The organism is Streptomyces agglomeratus (assembly GCF_001746415.1).
In the GTDB taxonomy this organism is placed as follows: Bacteria; Actinomycetota; Actinomycetes; order Streptomycetales; family Streptomycetaceae; genus Streptomyces; species Streptomyces agglomeratus.
The window spans coordinates 4,875,309-4,889,391 of the sequence record NZ_MEHJ01000001.1 but is presented as its reverse complement, the minus strand read 5'-3'; the positions used below and the strand labels follow the sequence as shown (position 1 = coordinate 4,889,391).

The window sequence follows — 14,083 nt, the reverse complement described above, 5'->3', positions numbered from 1 at the left end:
TCACGTTCCCTTGAGCGTTGGGCGAGAGAGCGCGTGCAGGCGGCTCCCGCCGCGCGGGAGGAGGAAAGCGCATGACCTATGACCGACTGGTGTGCGCGAACTGCGCGGCCCCGGTGAATCAGGGCCGCTGCCCGGTCTGCCGGGCCAACAGGGCGAGGATGCAGCAGGAGGGCGGCCCGCTGGGCGGGCTGAGCCCCGCGATGCTGCTGGCGATCGTGGCGCTGCTGGTAGCGGCGGTGGCCCTGCTGGTGCACCAGACCGCGTAGGACCGTCCTGACCGGCCCGTCCCGCAACCTACCGCTGGGTACGCTGGCTTTTGCCGCCCGTAACGCTGCCCCGGCCCCTCTGAGGGCCGGCGGAGACAGGAGAGGGGCCCGGGAGCGCTGAGCGCTCCCGGGCCCCTCCTGTGCGTCTAGCCGGTTCAGGCGACCGTACGGCCGCTGACCAGGCGCGGGAGCATACGGAAGCCGATGCCACCGGCGATCATCGTCGCGGCACCGACCAGCAGGAACGAGGTCTGGGCGGCGCCCGTCGCGGCGAGCTCCTCCTTGGCCTTGCCCTGCTCGACCGGCTTGGAGCCGGCGCTGTCGGTGTCGGTGTTGTCCTCGCACTCGGCGCCCTCGAGGTCGAGGGTGCAGGTACCGGCGTCACCGTCGGAACCGCCGTCGGTACCACCGGTCACGGTGCCGGCGTCGTCGCCGCCGCCGTTCCCGCCGTTCCCGCCGTTCCCGCCGTTCCCGCCGTTGCCACCGTTCCCGCCGTTGCCGCCGTTCCCGTTGCCGCCGTTCCCGTTACCGCCGTTGCCGCCGGTGCCGTTCCCGCCATTGCCGCCCGGGTCGGTCGGGTCAGAGGGGTCCGTCGGGTCCGTGGGGTCGGTCGGGTCCGTGGGGTCGGTCGGGTCGACCGGGTCCGTCGGGTCCGTGGGGTCCGTCGGGTCGACCGGGTCCGTCGGGTCCGTGGGGTCCGTCGGGTCGACCGGGTCCGTCGGGTCCGTGGGGTCGGTCGGGTCCGTGGGGTCCGTCGGGTCGGTCGGGTCGACCGGGTCCGTCGGGTCGACCGGGTCCGTGGGGTCCGTCGGGTCAACCGGGTCCGTCGGGTCCGCGGGGTCGGCCGGGTCGGCAGGGTCTGCCGGGTCCGCGGGATCGGCCGGGTCCGCCGGGTCGGCGGCGATGGAGACGTCGACGCCCTCCTTGTCGACGCTGGCGTCGGCGCTGAGGCCGGCCACGTCGACGCCGATGCCGACGGCCGAAGCGGCGCCCGCGGCGGTCAGCGAAGCACCGGCGGCGATCACCGCACCGGCTGCTATACGCGCAACGCGGATCCGCGTCTTCTTGGTCATCTGCTTGCTACCCCCAGTAGCTGAATTCGTCAGTGGAGCAGCGCAAGGGGCGACAGACACTGGGGGTTGTAACTTCCCCCGGTCACACACGCCCCAGAGATACGCATGCCGCGCGTCAGCTTTGCCACTTTTAAAGGGAGCGTCAAGCGCGTTGCGTACGCGATGTCCGTATTGCAGCTACTTGACCGCCGTACGAGCATACGACTGTGACACAAACGGCAACTGCCGCCTCAAGGGCGGCAGTTACTGTGTCGACAAAGCGAGTATTACTTCTCCTGCTGCTTGCGCCAGCGAATACCGGCTTCCAGGAAGCCGTCGATCTCGCCGTCGAGCACCGCCTGCGGATTGCCGACCTCGAACTCCGTACGCAGGTCCTTGACCATCTGGTACGGGTGCAGGACGTACGAACGCATCTGGTTGCCCCAGGAGTTGCCGCCGTCGCCCTTGAGCGAGTCCATCAGCGCCTGCTCCTCCTGGCGGCGGCGCTCGAGGAGCTTCGCCTGGAGGACGTTCATGGCGCTCGCCTTGTTCTGGATCTGGGAGCGCTCGTTCTGGCAGGAGACGACGATGCCGGTCGGAACGTGCGTCAGACGGACGGCGGAGTCGGTCGTGTTCACGCCCTGACCACCGGGACCGGACGCGCGGTAGACGTCGACCCGCAGCTCGGACTCGTCGATCTCGATGTGGTCGGTCTTCTCGACCACCGGCAGCACCTCGACGCCCGCGAAGGACGTCTGGCGGCGGCCCTGGTTGTCGAAGGGGGAGATCCGGACCAGGCGGTGCGTGCCCTGCTCCACGGAGAGCGTTCCGTAGGCGTACGGCGCCTTGACCACGAAGGTGGCGGACTTGATGCCGGCCTCTTCCGCGTACGACGTCTCGTAGACCTCGGTGGCGTAGTTGTGGCGCTCGGCCCAGCGCAGGTACATGCGCATCAGCCGCTCGGCGAAGTCGGACGCGTCGACGCCACCGGCCTCGGCGCGGATGTTGACGAGAGCCTCGCGCTCGTCGTACTTGCCGGACAGGAGCGTCCGTACTTCCATCTCGTCAAGCGCCTTGCGGACGGAGATCAGCTCGGCCTCCGCCTCCACGAGGGTGTCGGCGTCGTCCTCCATCTCGGCGAGCTCGAAGAGCACCGAGAGATCGTCGATGCGGCTCCGGAGCGCCTCGGTCTTGCGCAGCTCGGCCTGGAGGTGGGAGAGCTTGCTCGTGATCTTCTGCGCGGCCTCCGGGTCGTCCCACAGGGACGGGGCCGCGGCCTGCTCCTCGAGCACGGCGATATCGGCCCTCATCCTGTCGAGGTCCAGGACGGCCTCGATCGACCCCATGGTCGAGGAGAGGGACTTGAGCTCTTCGGATACATCGACGACTGCCACGGGTCCAGCGTAACGGCTGGGCGGCCGTACGTTCCCCTCCCCCGGGAGAGCGCCTTGTCACTCCCCCGGGCTACGGCTGGGAGGGAGCGGACTGCTCCGTGTCCTGCGGGGCCGGCTCCTGCCCCTCCCCCGTCGCCGCCAGCCAGCCGCCCACTCCTATCGCGGCGGCCACCAGGACGGCGGCGCCGCCGAGGACCAGGCGCCGCCTGCGCACGGCCTCCGGCTTGTTCCGGGCCGAGCCGGGGCGGCGCTGGCCCGGGGCCCGGGGGGCGCGCGCCGTGCCGTGTGCGCCGCCGGCCAGCTCGTCGGGGCCGGGGACGCGCATGCTCGTGTGGGTGTCGCGGTTGGAGTCGGGGGCGGAGCCCGGCACCAGGGGTACGGCGCCGCGGCGGCGCGGCGCGTCGGCCGCGGCCTGCTGGGTTTCGTCGTACGACGGGTACGCCGGGTACTCCGCCTCCTCGTCCTCGGCGCCCGGCTCGTCCACGTCCAGCGGCGGCATTCCCGCCAGGAGCGGGAGCTGGTCGCGCAGCCGGGCGGAGAGCTCGGAGGCACGCAGCCGGGAGGCCGGGGCCTTGGCCAGGCACTGGACGAGGAGCTGCCACAGCTCCTCGGGGATGCCGGGCAGCGGCACGACCGTCTCGGTGACATGGCGGCGCAGTACGGCGCCGGGGTGGCCGCCGCCGAAGGGGGTGAAGCCGGCGAGCAGCTCGTACAGGACGGTCGCCAGGGCGTAGATGTCGACGGCGGCGCGGGGCGGCAGGCCCTCGACGATCTCGGGGGCGAGGTAGTCGGGCGTACCGATGATCTTCGTCGCACGGGTGCGGCGCGGGGTGTCGATGAGCTTGGCGACGCCGAAGTCGGTCAGCAGCGCGGGGTGCGCGCCGCCGGGGCCGAGCGGCCCCTCCATGTCCAGCAGGATGTTCTCGGGCTTCACGTCGCGGTGCACGACACCGGCCGCGTGCGCGGCGGCGAGCCCGTCGGCGACGTCGGCGGCGATCGCGACGGCCGCCTCGGGCGCCAGGCGCCGCTCGCGGTCGAGCCGCGTGCGCAGATCCGTACCCCGGACGAGATCCATCACGAGCGCGAGGTCGTTGCCGTCCACGACGAGATCGCGCACGGCGACGACGCGGGGGTGGTCGAGTCCGAGCAGCGCGGTGCGCTCCTGGACGAAGCGTCCGACGAGCTCCTGGTCGGACGCGAGGTCCTGGCGCAGGAGCTTGATGGCGACGGGCCCCTCGGGTCCCTCACCGAGCCACACCGTGCCGGCACTGCCCCGCCCCAGGATCTGGTGGGCCGTGTACCGGCTGCCGATTTTCCGTGCCAAGACTGCTCCCTCAGCGGCTGACGGTCGCCCTGAGGCTACGCGGCTGACGGGGCGTCCGGTGCCGCGTATGGCGTCAACCTCGACTTCTGGGGGCGAAATCAGCCCCCAGAAGTCGACAAATCAACGAACTCGCGCACTTACGCGCCGGTGGAACCGCCAAGATCCTTCACAAACTTCGTCACGCTGTCGATCACGTCACCGATCTGGGCGAAGAATCCCTTGGTGGTGCCGATCCACTCCTGGAGCCCGGAGAACTCCCAGATCAGCCAGGACCCCACGAACAGCAGCAGGAGCGTGAACAAGCACCCCTTCAGGCAGCCGAGACCGGGGATCCGCATGGGGTTGGCGCTGCGCCTGCGCGGCTCACGGGGCTCGCGCGGCGGACGCGGGGCCGGCTGGGCGGGCTGCTGCGGCGGCGCGTACCGCTGCTGCGGGGGCGGCGCCTGGGGCTGCTGGTGCTGCGGCGGCGGCGCGTACCTCTGCGGCTGCGGCTGCGGGCGGCGCTGCTGCTGGCGCTGAGGGGACTGCTGCTGCGGCGGCTGCTGCTGCTGCTGCTGCGGCTGGCGCTGGGGGCGGCGGCGCAGCGGGTCCTGGCTGGGGTCGAGGTACTGGACCTGCGTCTGCTCGTTGCGGTCGCGTGCGGCCCGCAGCTGGTTCTGCCAGGGGTGCGGGTCCTCGGGTCCCGGGCCACCGGGTGCGCCGTCGGGGCGCGGCGGTACGGGCGGCATGACGGCGGTCGGGTCGGCGGCTCCGGGGCCGCCGTACTGTCCCGCGCCGTACTGCGGCGCGCCGGTCGACGGCAGGACGCTGGTCGCGGCGGACGGGTCGTACGATCCGGCGTTGCTCGGCAGGACCTGGGTCGGGTCGGCGGCGCCGGGGGCCTCGGGGACCGGTGCGGGCGCCGGGTCGGGGGCGAGCAGCGCGCCGACGCCCATGGCCGCTTCGACCTGGGCGGACGACGAGTGCACGCCGACACCGGCCGCGACGGTGCGCAGGGCGCGGGCGAGGTTCTCGGCGCTGGGACGCTCGTCCGGTTCCTTGCGCAGGCAGCGCTCGATGACCGTCCACAGGGGCTCGGGGACGGTGGTGGGCCGGCGCGGCTCCTCGCTCAGATGCCGGTGCAGCACCTCCAGCGCCGTACCCCCCGCGAACGGCGGGCGGCCGGTGACCAGCTCGTACAGCAGGATGCCCGCGCCGTAGATGTCGACGGCGGACGTCTGCGGACGTCCTTCCGCCGACTCCGGGGCGACGTAGGCCGGCGTCCCGACGAACTCGTGCGTCCGGGTCAGCCCCGGAGAGTCCGCGAGGCGCGCGATGCCGAAGTCGGTGAGCATCGGGTGCATCTGCCCGTCGCGCTCGTCCAGCAGCACGTTGGCGGGCTTGAGGTCGCGGTGCACGACGCCGTCGGCGTGGCTGGCGGCCAGCGCGTCCGCGATCTGCGCGGTGAGCAAGGAGGCGGCGACCGGCGAGAAGGGGCCGTTCTCCCGCAGGTAGCGATGCAGATCGGGCCCGTCCACCAGATCCATCACCAGGGCGAGCAGGTCGCCCTCCACGACGAGGTCGCGGGTCCGCACGATGTTGGGGTGCGTCAGCCGCAGAAGCACGGAGCGCTCGCGCAGGAACCGCATCACCACATCGGCGTCGTTGGCGAGCTCCTCCTTGAGGACCTTGATCGCGACGGTCTCGCCGGGCTGGCCGGCCACGGCCGCCTCGGCGCCCGCGGTCTCACGCTGGCGGGCTCGCCAGACGGTGCCCGTGGCGCCGCGCCCGAGCGGCTCCTCGAGCAGGTATTTACTGCCGACCGGCCGCACGTCATGCGCTCCCTGCTGCTCGTGTCCTCGTGGTCCTGCCCCGTTGCGGGCGCTCGGCCCGTAGTTCCGACCCACTGTAGTGCCGCCCGGCCGCCTCCGACCGGGGCGCGTACCGAGGGTAGACGCGCTCCCCGCGCGGATGGTTGCCGCAGGTGCGTGCCGCATATGTCAAAGCCTGCACTTTTACGCCCACAGCCGACCATTCAAGATCACTTGGAGGTGGCCGCCGGGCGTGTTGTCGTTGGCAGGTGCGAGGATGCCTCCAGCACGGACTGTGGGGTCGGGAGCCCCTCGTCGCGTGCCGACCTGTACCGGACGACGCGTCCGTGCCGGGTGGGGGGAATCACAGGGCGGCACCCCTGCCGGGCATCGCGCGCAGAAGGGACCGCTGACGCGATGCAGATCCGGCTGACCGTCCTCGCGCCGCGCGCGCACAGTACGCGCGGCACCGAGGCCCCCGAGGGACGTGTGTGCGACGTGCTCGTCACCGCGCCCGCGGGAACCGCGCTGGCGGCGGTCGCCTCCGGCCTGGCCGCCGCTGTCTCCGGTCCCGGCTCCCCTCCGGAGACGACGGGCGCCGTAGTGGTCTACGCGGGGCGGGAGCGCCTCGACGCCCAGCGCTGCGCCCTGGGCGAGCCCCCGCTGGTGGACGGCGCGGTCCTCTCCCTCCACGCCCCCGCGCCCGAGCCGGAGAACGCGCCGGACTCCCCGGCCCGGCTGCACGTGACAGCGGGACCGGACGCGGGCGGCGTGCACCTCCTGCACCACGGCCAAATCCGCGTCGGACGCTCCGCCGAGGCGGACGTACCGCTCGACGACCCGGACGTGTCACGGCTGCACTGTGCGGTGACCCTGACGCAGGACGGTCAGGTCACGGTCGCGGACCTCGGCTCCACGAACGGCACGTCACTCGACGGCGAGGACGTCACCGAACACCCGGTCCCGCTGCCCCCCGGCGCGCTGCTGCGGGTGGGCGAGTCGGCCCTGCGCCTGCTCACCGGCCACCGCCCCGCCCCGCTCCCGACCACGCCCGACGGCGAGGGCCACCTGCGCCTGTCCGGCTCGACGGAGCCCCGCCCCGCGCCCGTGCAGCACCAGCCCACCCCGCCGACGTACACCGACCGCCGCCAGACGCCGGCGGGCCGCAGGGTCTCGGCCCACCCGTCGCAGCCCGTCCCCCCTTCCCCCGGAGCACGTCCCGCGATGCCGGGAGGGGACGGGCCGGGGAGCTCCCCGCGGGGTGCCGGACACAACGCGCCCGAAGAAACCACCCCCCAGGACGTTCGGCACCCGGGGGACGCCCCGGCGCGGCACCGGCCCCGGAGCCCTCGCCGAGCCCCGGCAGCGCCACGGCGGCCCCGGCCCCCGAGCCCCCGCCGAACCGTCGTGGCGGCATAGGGGCCTGGGCCCGCCGCCTCACCGGCGGCAGGCCGGGCCCCGTCGACGAGTACGCCCCCGCCGAGGCCACCCCCCTCGGCATGCCCCCGGCCGGCGCCGGAACCGCACCCGGCGCGGCCACCACGCCCCTGCCCGACGCCTGGCCGGACCCCGCCGCTCTCCTGCTGACCGCGCTGGGCCCCGGCCCCCGCCTGTGGGAGCGCGACCCGTCCCACCCCGAAGCACTCGTACTGCGCCTGGGCACGGCCGACCGGCCCGCTCCCGACGGAGGACGTCCGCTGCCGGCCGTGCCGGTGACCGTAAGCCTGCGCGAGGTGGGCTCGCTGGGCCTGGCGGGCCCCCGCGCCCGCCTCGCCGGGCTGGCCCGGTCGGTCGTCGCGCAGCTCTCGGCGCTGCACTCCCCCACCGACCTGGAAATCGTGCTGATCGCCACCGACCGGGCCAGGCCACCGCGGGACCGCACCGCCGAGTGGGCCTGGCTGGGCTGGCTGCCGCACCTGCGCCCCGCCCGCGGCCAGGACTGCCGGCTGCTCCTGGCGTACGACCGCGACCAGGCCACGGCCCGGCTGGCGGAGCTGCTGCGCCGTACGGAAGAGGGGCACGCGCCGGAAGGCCACACGGTCGTGATCGTCGACGGCGATCCGGGTTCCGCCGCGCTGCGCGAGTCCACCGCCCGGCTGGCCGCGACCGGCGCGGCCCACGGCATCCACCTCGTCTGCCTGGCGGAGACACCCGCCGCCTCCCCCCTTTCCCCGGTCGCGGCGACGTACGAGGCCGCCTGCACCGCTTCGCCCGCGTTCCGCGAGTGCGGAGCGGCGGGCCTGCTCAGCGGCGACGTGGCCACTGCCCTGCGGCTGCTGCGTACGGCGGGCGGGGAACCGGCCGGTCACGGCACGCTGGCGGCGGTGGACGCGGTGTCCGCGCCCTGGGCGGAGCGATTCGCGCGGGCGCTCGCCCCGCTCCGGCCGGACGGACACGCGGCGGGGACCCCGGACCGCGCCACCCGCCCCGGTCGCGCCACGGCCCTGCCCCCGTCCGCCCGCCTCCTGGACGAGCTGGGACTGGCCAGAGCCACCCCCGCCTCCCTGATGGCCCGCTGGGCGGCGGCGGCCGACGACGGCCAGGCACCCGGCGCCACCCGCGCCTGGGCGGTGCTCGGCGCGGGCCCGCGCGGCCCGCTGTGCGTGGACCTGACCGCCGAAGGCCCGCACCTCCTGATCGAGGGCCCGGCGGGCAGCGGCCGCACGGAGCTGCTGCGTTCCGTCGCGGCGTCGCTCGCGGCAGCGGCCCGTCCCGACCGTCTGGGCCTCGTCCTGGTCGACGGCGCCGGCGGCGAGCGGGGCGAGGGTCTGCGCGCCTGCACCGAGCTGCCGCACGTCTCCACCCACCTGGTGGCGTCCGATCCCGTCCGCATGAGGGAGTTCGCCCAGGCGCTGGGCGCGGAGCTGAAACGCCGCCACGAGCTGCTGGGCAGCCTGGGGTTCGCCGAGTGGCACACGCGGCGTGAGGTCTCGGGCCGGATGATCGGCCAGCGCGCGCCCAGCGCCGCCGAGCAGAACGGCGACCTGGACTCGGCGCCCAGCGGCACCCTGCGCCTGCGCACCACGACGTCCCGGGAGCGCCAGGCCCGCGCCGACACCGAACCCTCACCGCTCCCCCGCCTCGTCGTCCTGGTCGACGACCTCGACGCGCTGGTCGCCCCCGCCCTCGGGAGTACGGGCAGGCCCGCGGCCGGTTCGGTGGTACGAGCCCTGGAAGCGGTGGCCAGGGAGGGCGAGCGGCTCGGCGTACATCTGGTGGCCACGTCCGCCAGGCCCGACCGTACGGCGGACACCGAGCTGGCGCGCGGTGCGCGGCTGCGGGTGGTCCTGGACCCGCCGCCCCCGGCGCCGTCACCCGACGAGCCCGCCCCCGGCCGGGGCCGGCTGCTCCGTCACCACAGCGGCGACGCGGCCGAGAGCCCCGCGGCGACCCCGTTCCAGTCCGGCCGGGTGACCGGCCGCATCCCCCGTACGGCAACACTGCGCCCCACCGTCGTCCCCCTGGAGTGGGAGCGGATGGGCGACCCGCCGACCCGCCGCCCGGTTCGCGAACTGGGCAACGGGCCGACGGACCTCGCGCTGCTGGCCAGTGCCCTGGACCGGGCCGCCCGCACGGTCAACGCGACCCCGCTGCCGCCCCTCGGCGCTCCCCACGAGGGCTGACTCAACGTCACGAGCCGATCACGATCACCCGGTTGACACGGAAGGCACTATTGCCCGGGCCGACCGCCGGGCGTAGGACTGAGCCACGGGACAGCTAGACCGGCATCGGCGCCAGTGGTTCTCCGAGGGCTGCGCCGGTCCGTACGCGCACAGGAGAGACGGGGCAGGCATGCGCACAACTCTTCGCACACACCGGGGTCGCAGGGCTCGAAGGGCCGCGCTGGCGATGATCGCGGCGAGCACCCTCGCCCTCACCGCCTGCGGCGGCGACAACGACAAGGACAAAGGCAACGAGGGAAGCGGGGCCACGACACCACCCGCGTCCTCCGTCGAGCTCCCCGAACTGAACGGCGAGGAGGTCCAGGTCGCCGCGGTCTGGACGGGGCCTGAGCAGGAGAACTTCACCAAGGTCCTCGACGAGTTCGAGAAGCGCACGGGCGCGAAGGTCACCTTCGTCCCGGCGCAGGACCCCATCGTCAACTTCCTCGGCACCAAGATCGCGGGAGGCTCGCCCCCGACGTGGCGATGCTCCCGCAGGTCGGCGCGCTCCAGCAGGCCGTCGAGCGCAAGTGGGCGAAGCCGGTCGACGCGGCGACCCAGGCGCAGCTGGACAAGAACTACTCGCAGGGCTGGAAGGACATCGGCGCTGTCGGCGGCAAGCAGTACGGCGTGTACTTCAAGGCCGCCAACAAGTCGCTGGTCTGGTACAACGCCCAGGCGTTCGAGGACGCGGGCGCCGAGGAGCCGAAGACCTGGAAGGACTTCCTGGCCACCGCCGAGACGATCTCCGCCTCCGGCGTCCCCCCGGTGTCCATCGGCGGCGCGGACGGCTGGACCCTCACCGACTGGTTCGAGAACATCTACCTCTCCCAGGCGGGCCCCGAGAAGTACGACCAGCTGGCCAAGCACGAGATCAAGTGGACGGACCCGTCCGTGAAGGACGCGCTGACCACGCTCGCGCAGCTGTTCGGGAAGAAGGAGCTCATCGCGGGCGGCCAGGACGGCGCGCTGCAAACCGAGTTCCCCGCGTCCGTCACCCAGACGTTCGCCGAGGACCCGAAGGCCGCGATGGTCTTCGAGGGCGACTTCGTCGCGGTCAACATCGCGCAGACGAAGGCGAAGATCGGCACCGACGCCAAGGTGTTCCCGTTCCCGGCCGTCGACGGTGAGTCGCCCGTCGTGACCGGCGGCGACGCGGCCGTGGCGCTCAAGGACTCCAAGGGGGCCAAGGCGCTGCTGACCTTCCTGGCGTCGACCGACGCCGCGAAGATCTGGGCCGGGGAGGGCGGGTTCGTATCGCCGAACAAGTCCCTGGACGTGGCGGCGTACCCCAACGACGTGCAGCGCGACATCGCGAAGGCGCTGATCGCGGCGGGCGACGACTTCCGCTTCGACATGTCGGACCAGGCCCCGCAGTCGTTCGGCGGCACGCCGGGCAAGGGCGAGTGGAAGGCGCTCCAGGACTTCCTGAAGAACCCGAAGGACATCGCGGGGACCCAGCAGCGGCTGGAGTCCGACGCGGCCAAGGCGTACAAGAGCTGACGGGTTGACGCGATGACGTCAGCGACCGCGGGGGGCGCCGCGAAGGTCACGCCGCCCCCCGCAGACAACGGCAAACGCAAGAGCGTGACGGGCACACGCAAGACCATCGCGGTCGGCTTCCTGCTGCCCGCGCTCGTGCTGCTCGGCGCGCTCGTGGTCTACCCGATCGGGTACTCGGTCTACCGGTCCTTCTTCGACAAGTCGGGCGACAGCTTCGCCGGGCTCGACAACTTCGTCGAGATCTTCACCGACGACACCATCCTGACCGCCGTCAAGAACAACGCGATCTGGGTGGTCGTCGCACCGGCCGTCTCGACCGCGCTGGGGCTCATATTCGCCGTACTCACCGAACGCATCCGGTGGGGTACGGCGTTCAAACTGCTGGTCTTCATGCCGATGGCGATCTCGATGCTGGCCGCCGGCATCATCTTCCGTCTGGTGTACGAGCAGAATCCGGAGCGCGGGGTCGCCAACGCCGTCGCGGTGAGCGTCCACGACATGTTCTCCGAGTCGGCGGGCTTCCCGAAGGCCCGCCCGCTGCCGGTCCATCCGCTGGAGGCGGGCGGCGGCGGCTCCTTCGTCACCAAGCAGCCGGTCAGGGCGGGTGAGCCGGTCCTGCTGCCGCTGATCGGCGTCCCGCCCGCCAAGATGCCGGGCGACGCGGAGACCGCCGCGCCGGCCGGGACCGAGCCGGACAAGGTCACCGGCACCGCCTGGCTGGACTTCACCAGGGGCGGCGGCGGCAAGCCGAACGCCATCGACCCCAAGGAACTCGGCCTCAAGGGCATCAAGGTCGAGGCGGTCAAGGACGGCAAGGTCGTGGACTCGGCCACGGCCGGCGCCGACGGCACCTTCACCCTCTCCTCCGAGGCGGACGGAGCCGAACTCCGCTTCCCGGCCTCCAATTTCCGTGAGCCCTACAACGGCGTCGACTGGCTCGGCCCGAGTCTGGTGACACCCGCCATCATCGGCAGCTACGTGTGGATGTGGGCGGGCTTCGCGATGGTGCTGATCGCGGCCGGCCTCGCGGGCCTGCCGCGCGAACTGCTTGAGGCGGCCCGCGTCGACGGCGCCAACGAGTGGCAGGTCTTCCGCCGCGTCACGGTCCCGCTGCTGGCGCCCGTCCTCGCGGTGGTGCTGGTCACCCTCATGATCAACGTACTGAAGATCTTCGACCTCGTGTTCATCATCGCGCCGGGGTCGTCCCAGGACGACGCGAACGTACTGGCGCTCCAGCTCTACCGCTCGTCGTTCGGCACGGACGCGGACCCGGGCATCGGCAGCGCCATCGCCGTACTCCTCCTCCTGCTGGTCGTCCCGGTGATGCTCTTCAACATCCGCAGGATGCGAAAGGAGAGCCGCCGATGACCACCACGGCCCCCACGACCGGCACCGGCCAGGGCCCCGCCCGGCCCAAGCAGTCCCTCGCCGGGCGGATCGCGGCGCGCGCGAGCGGCGGCGCGGTGAGCGTCTTCCTCGTCCTGGTCGCGCTGTTCTGGCTGATGCCGACGATCGGGCTGCTGTTCTCGTCGCTGCGCAGCCCCACGGACATCGCGGAGACGGGCTGGTGGAAGGTCTTCACCGCCCCCTCCGAACTCACCCTCGACAACTACGCCAATCTCCTCGACAACAACACGATCGTCGACTCCCTGTTCAGCACGATCATGATCACCGTTCCGTCGACCCTGCTGGTCGTGGTGATCGGCTCGCTGGCCGGCTACGCCTTCGCGTGGATGGACTTCCCGGGACGCGACTGGTGGTTCCTGGTGGTCGTCGGCCTGCTGGTGGTTCCGGTGCAGGTCGCGCTCGTACCCGTCTCGGAGCTGTTCGGCAAGATCGGAATCTTCGAGACGACGGCGGGCGTGGTCCTCTTCCACGTCGCCTTCGGCCTGCCCTTCGCCATCTTCCTCCTCCGCAACTTCTTCGCGGAGATCCCCAAGGAACTCCTGGAGGCGGCGCGGCTCGACGGCGCGGGTGAGATCCGGCTCTTCACGCGCGTGGTGCTGCCGCTCGGCGGCCCCGCCATCGCCTCGCTCGGCATCTTCCAGTTCCTGTGGGTCTGGAACGACATGCTGGTCGCGCTGATCTTCGCCGACTCGGCGAACCCGCCGATCACGGTGGCGCTCCAGCGCCAGGTCCGGCAGTTCGGCAACAACATCGACATCCTGGCGCCCGGCGCCTTCATCTCGATGGTCATCCCGCTGATCGTCTTCTTCGCGTTCCAGCGGCAGTTCGTGTCCGGTGTGATGGCCGGCGCGGTGAAGTAGGCGCGCCGCACCGCCCACGACGCGCGCCCCACCGCCCACGACGGCGGCCCGGTCCCCGCGACCGGGCCGCCGTCCGGCTGTCCGGCCGTCCTGACCGGCAGGCGCCGTACGGCCGTCCGGCGGGCGGTCCCGCCGCCCGCGCGTCGCCCGGAGCTCCGCCCCGGGACGCGTCAGGCTTTGAGCGCGGCGACCGCCGACGCCGCGAGGTCGTCGAGATATCCGGCGGGCAGCGGGGTGCGGACCACCACGAGCCGCCAGTACAGCGGCCCGACGATCAGGTCCAGCGCCCGGTCCACGTCCGCCCCCTCGGGCAGCTCGCCGCGCGCGACCGCCTCCCGTACGACACCGGCGGCGACGCCGTGCTGTCCGTCGAGGAGCGCCGACTTGACCGCGTCGGCGATCTCCGGGTGCCGAGCCGCCTCGACCAGCAGATCCGGGACCACCTGTGAGGCGACGGGGTGCCGCAGCGCGTGCGCGGCCACTTCGAGCAGGGCCCGTACGTCGCCGTACAGCGAACCGGTCGCGGGCGCGGGCAGCCCCTCGGCCGCGACGGCGGAGACGAGGTCCAGGACGAGGGCGAGCTTGGACTTCCAGCGGCGGTAGACGGCCGTCTTGCCGACGCCGGCCCGGCGGGCGATGCCCTCGATCGACATACGGGCGTACCCGACGGCGGCCAGTTCCCCGAAGACGGCGGTGCGGATGGCGTCGGTGACGTCCTCCCGGAGCACGGCGGCTCCGGCGGGGGCGCGGCGGGGCTGCGTGGTCGGTCGCGGGTCGGCGCTCATGCGGTACAGCTTAGCGGCGCGACGCAACGGTTGCGTTTCG

Annotated in this window: 8 protein-coding genes and 2 pseudogenes; 5 read left to right on the top strand and 5 right to left on the bottom strand. The window is 73.0% G+C overall.

The genetic code is table 11. The features are described 5' to 3' along the window. Window positions 1-71: 71 nt before the first annotated feature. Window positions 72-266, top strand: coding sequence for a hypothetical protein (locus tag AS594_RS21265; protein WP_069928549.1), 195 nt, complete (start codon window positions 72-74; stop codon window positions 264-266). A gap of 155 nt (window positions 267-421) precedes the next feature. On the opposite strand, the gene AS594_RS46245 is transcribed toward AS594_RS21265, so the two are convergent. The 4 genes from AS594_RS46245 to AS594_RS21245 all read right to left on the bottom strand — a co-directional run bounded on the left by AS594_RS46245 (window position 422) and on the right by AS594_RS21245 (window position 5,847). Beyond that, window positions 422-1,339, bottom strand: coding sequence for a hypothetical protein (locus AS594_RS46245; protein WP_069935228.1), 918 nt, complete (start codon window positions 1,337-1,339; stop codon window positions 422-424). Between the two features lie 266 nt (window positions 1,340-1,605). Further along, window positions 1,606-2,712, bottom strand: coding sequence for a peptide chain release factor 2 (gene prfB, locus AS594_RS21255; protein ID WP_069928547.1), 1,107 nt, complete (start codon window positions 2,710-2,712; stop codon window positions 1,606-1,608). 70 nt (window positions 2,713-2,782) lie between these two features. Continuing rightward, the gene (locus AS594_RS21250; protein WP_069935227.1) at window positions 2,783-4,036 is read right to left on the bottom strand and encodes a serine/threonine-protein kinase; all 1,254 of its coding nucleotides are present in this window, start codon (window positions 4,034-4,036) and stop codon (window positions 2,783-2,785) included. A gap of 137 nt (window positions 4,037-4,173) precedes the next feature. Further along, the gene (locus AS594_RS21245; RefSeq protein ID WP_069935226.1) at window positions 4,174-5,847 is read right to left on the bottom strand and encodes a serine/threonine-protein kinase; all 1,674 of its coding nucleotides are present in this window, start codon (window positions 5,845-5,847) and stop codon (window positions 4,174-4,176) included. A 396-nt stretch (window positions 5,848-6,243) separates the two neighbouring features. Here AS594_RS21245 and AS594_RS21240 point away from each other — a divergent pair. From AS594_RS21240 to AS594_RS21225, 4 genes and pseudogenes are all read left to right on the top strand, one after another. Further along, window positions 6,244-9,449, top strand: a pseudogene (locus tag AS594_RS21240) (FtsK/SpoIIIE domain-containing protein). Between the two features lie 169 nt (window positions 9,450-9,618). After that, a pseudogene (locus tag AS594_RS21235) lies at window positions 9,619-10,991 on the top strand (ABC transporter substrate-binding protein). Window positions 10,992-11,075: 84 nt separating this feature from the next. After that, on the top strand, window positions 11,076-12,359 hold the full coding sequence (locus AS594_RS21230; RefSeq protein WP_069935951.1) for a carbohydrate ABC transporter permease: 1,284 nt from the start codon (window positions 11,076-11,078) through the stop codon (window positions 12,357-12,359). Beyond that, window positions 12,356-13,258, top strand: a complete 903-nt coding sequence (locus AS594_RS21225) for a carbohydrate ABC transporter permease (protein ID WP_069928542.1) — start codon at window positions 12,356-12,358, stop codon at window positions 13,256-13,258. The genes AS594_RS21230 and AS594_RS21225 overlap by 4 nt, the downstream gene beginning before the upstream one ends. 170 nt (window positions 13,259-13,428) lie before the next feature. Here the strand turns inward: AS594_RS21225 and AS594_RS21220 are convergent, their stop codons facing one another. Then, a complete protein-coding gene (locus AS594_RS21220; RefSeq protein ID WP_069935225.1) occupies window positions 13,429-14,043 on the bottom strand; it encodes a TetR/AcrR family transcriptional regulator in 615 nt (204 codons plus the stop codon). Between the last annotated feature and the right edge of the window lie 40 nt (window positions 14,044-14,083).

What these genes read in the sequence shown, in the direction of transcription:
- AS594_RS21265 (WP_069928549.1), top strand. Translation starts at nt 72, where the DNA reads ATGACCTATGACCGACTGGTGTGCGCGAACTGCGCGGCCCCGGTGAAT.
- AS594_RS46245 (WP_069935228.1), bottom strand. Translation starts at nt 1,339, where the DNA reads ATGACCAAGAAGACGCGGATCCGCGTTGCGCGTATAGCAGCCGGTGCG.
- AS594_RS21225 (WP_069928542.1), top strand. Translation starts at nt 12,356, where the DNA reads ATGACCACCACGGCCCCCACGACCGGCACCGGCCAGGGCCCCGCCCGG.
- AS594_RS21220 (WP_069935225.1), bottom strand. Translation starts at nt 14,043, where the DNA reads ATGAGCGCCGACCCGCGACCGACCACGCAGCCCCGCCGCGCCCCCGCC.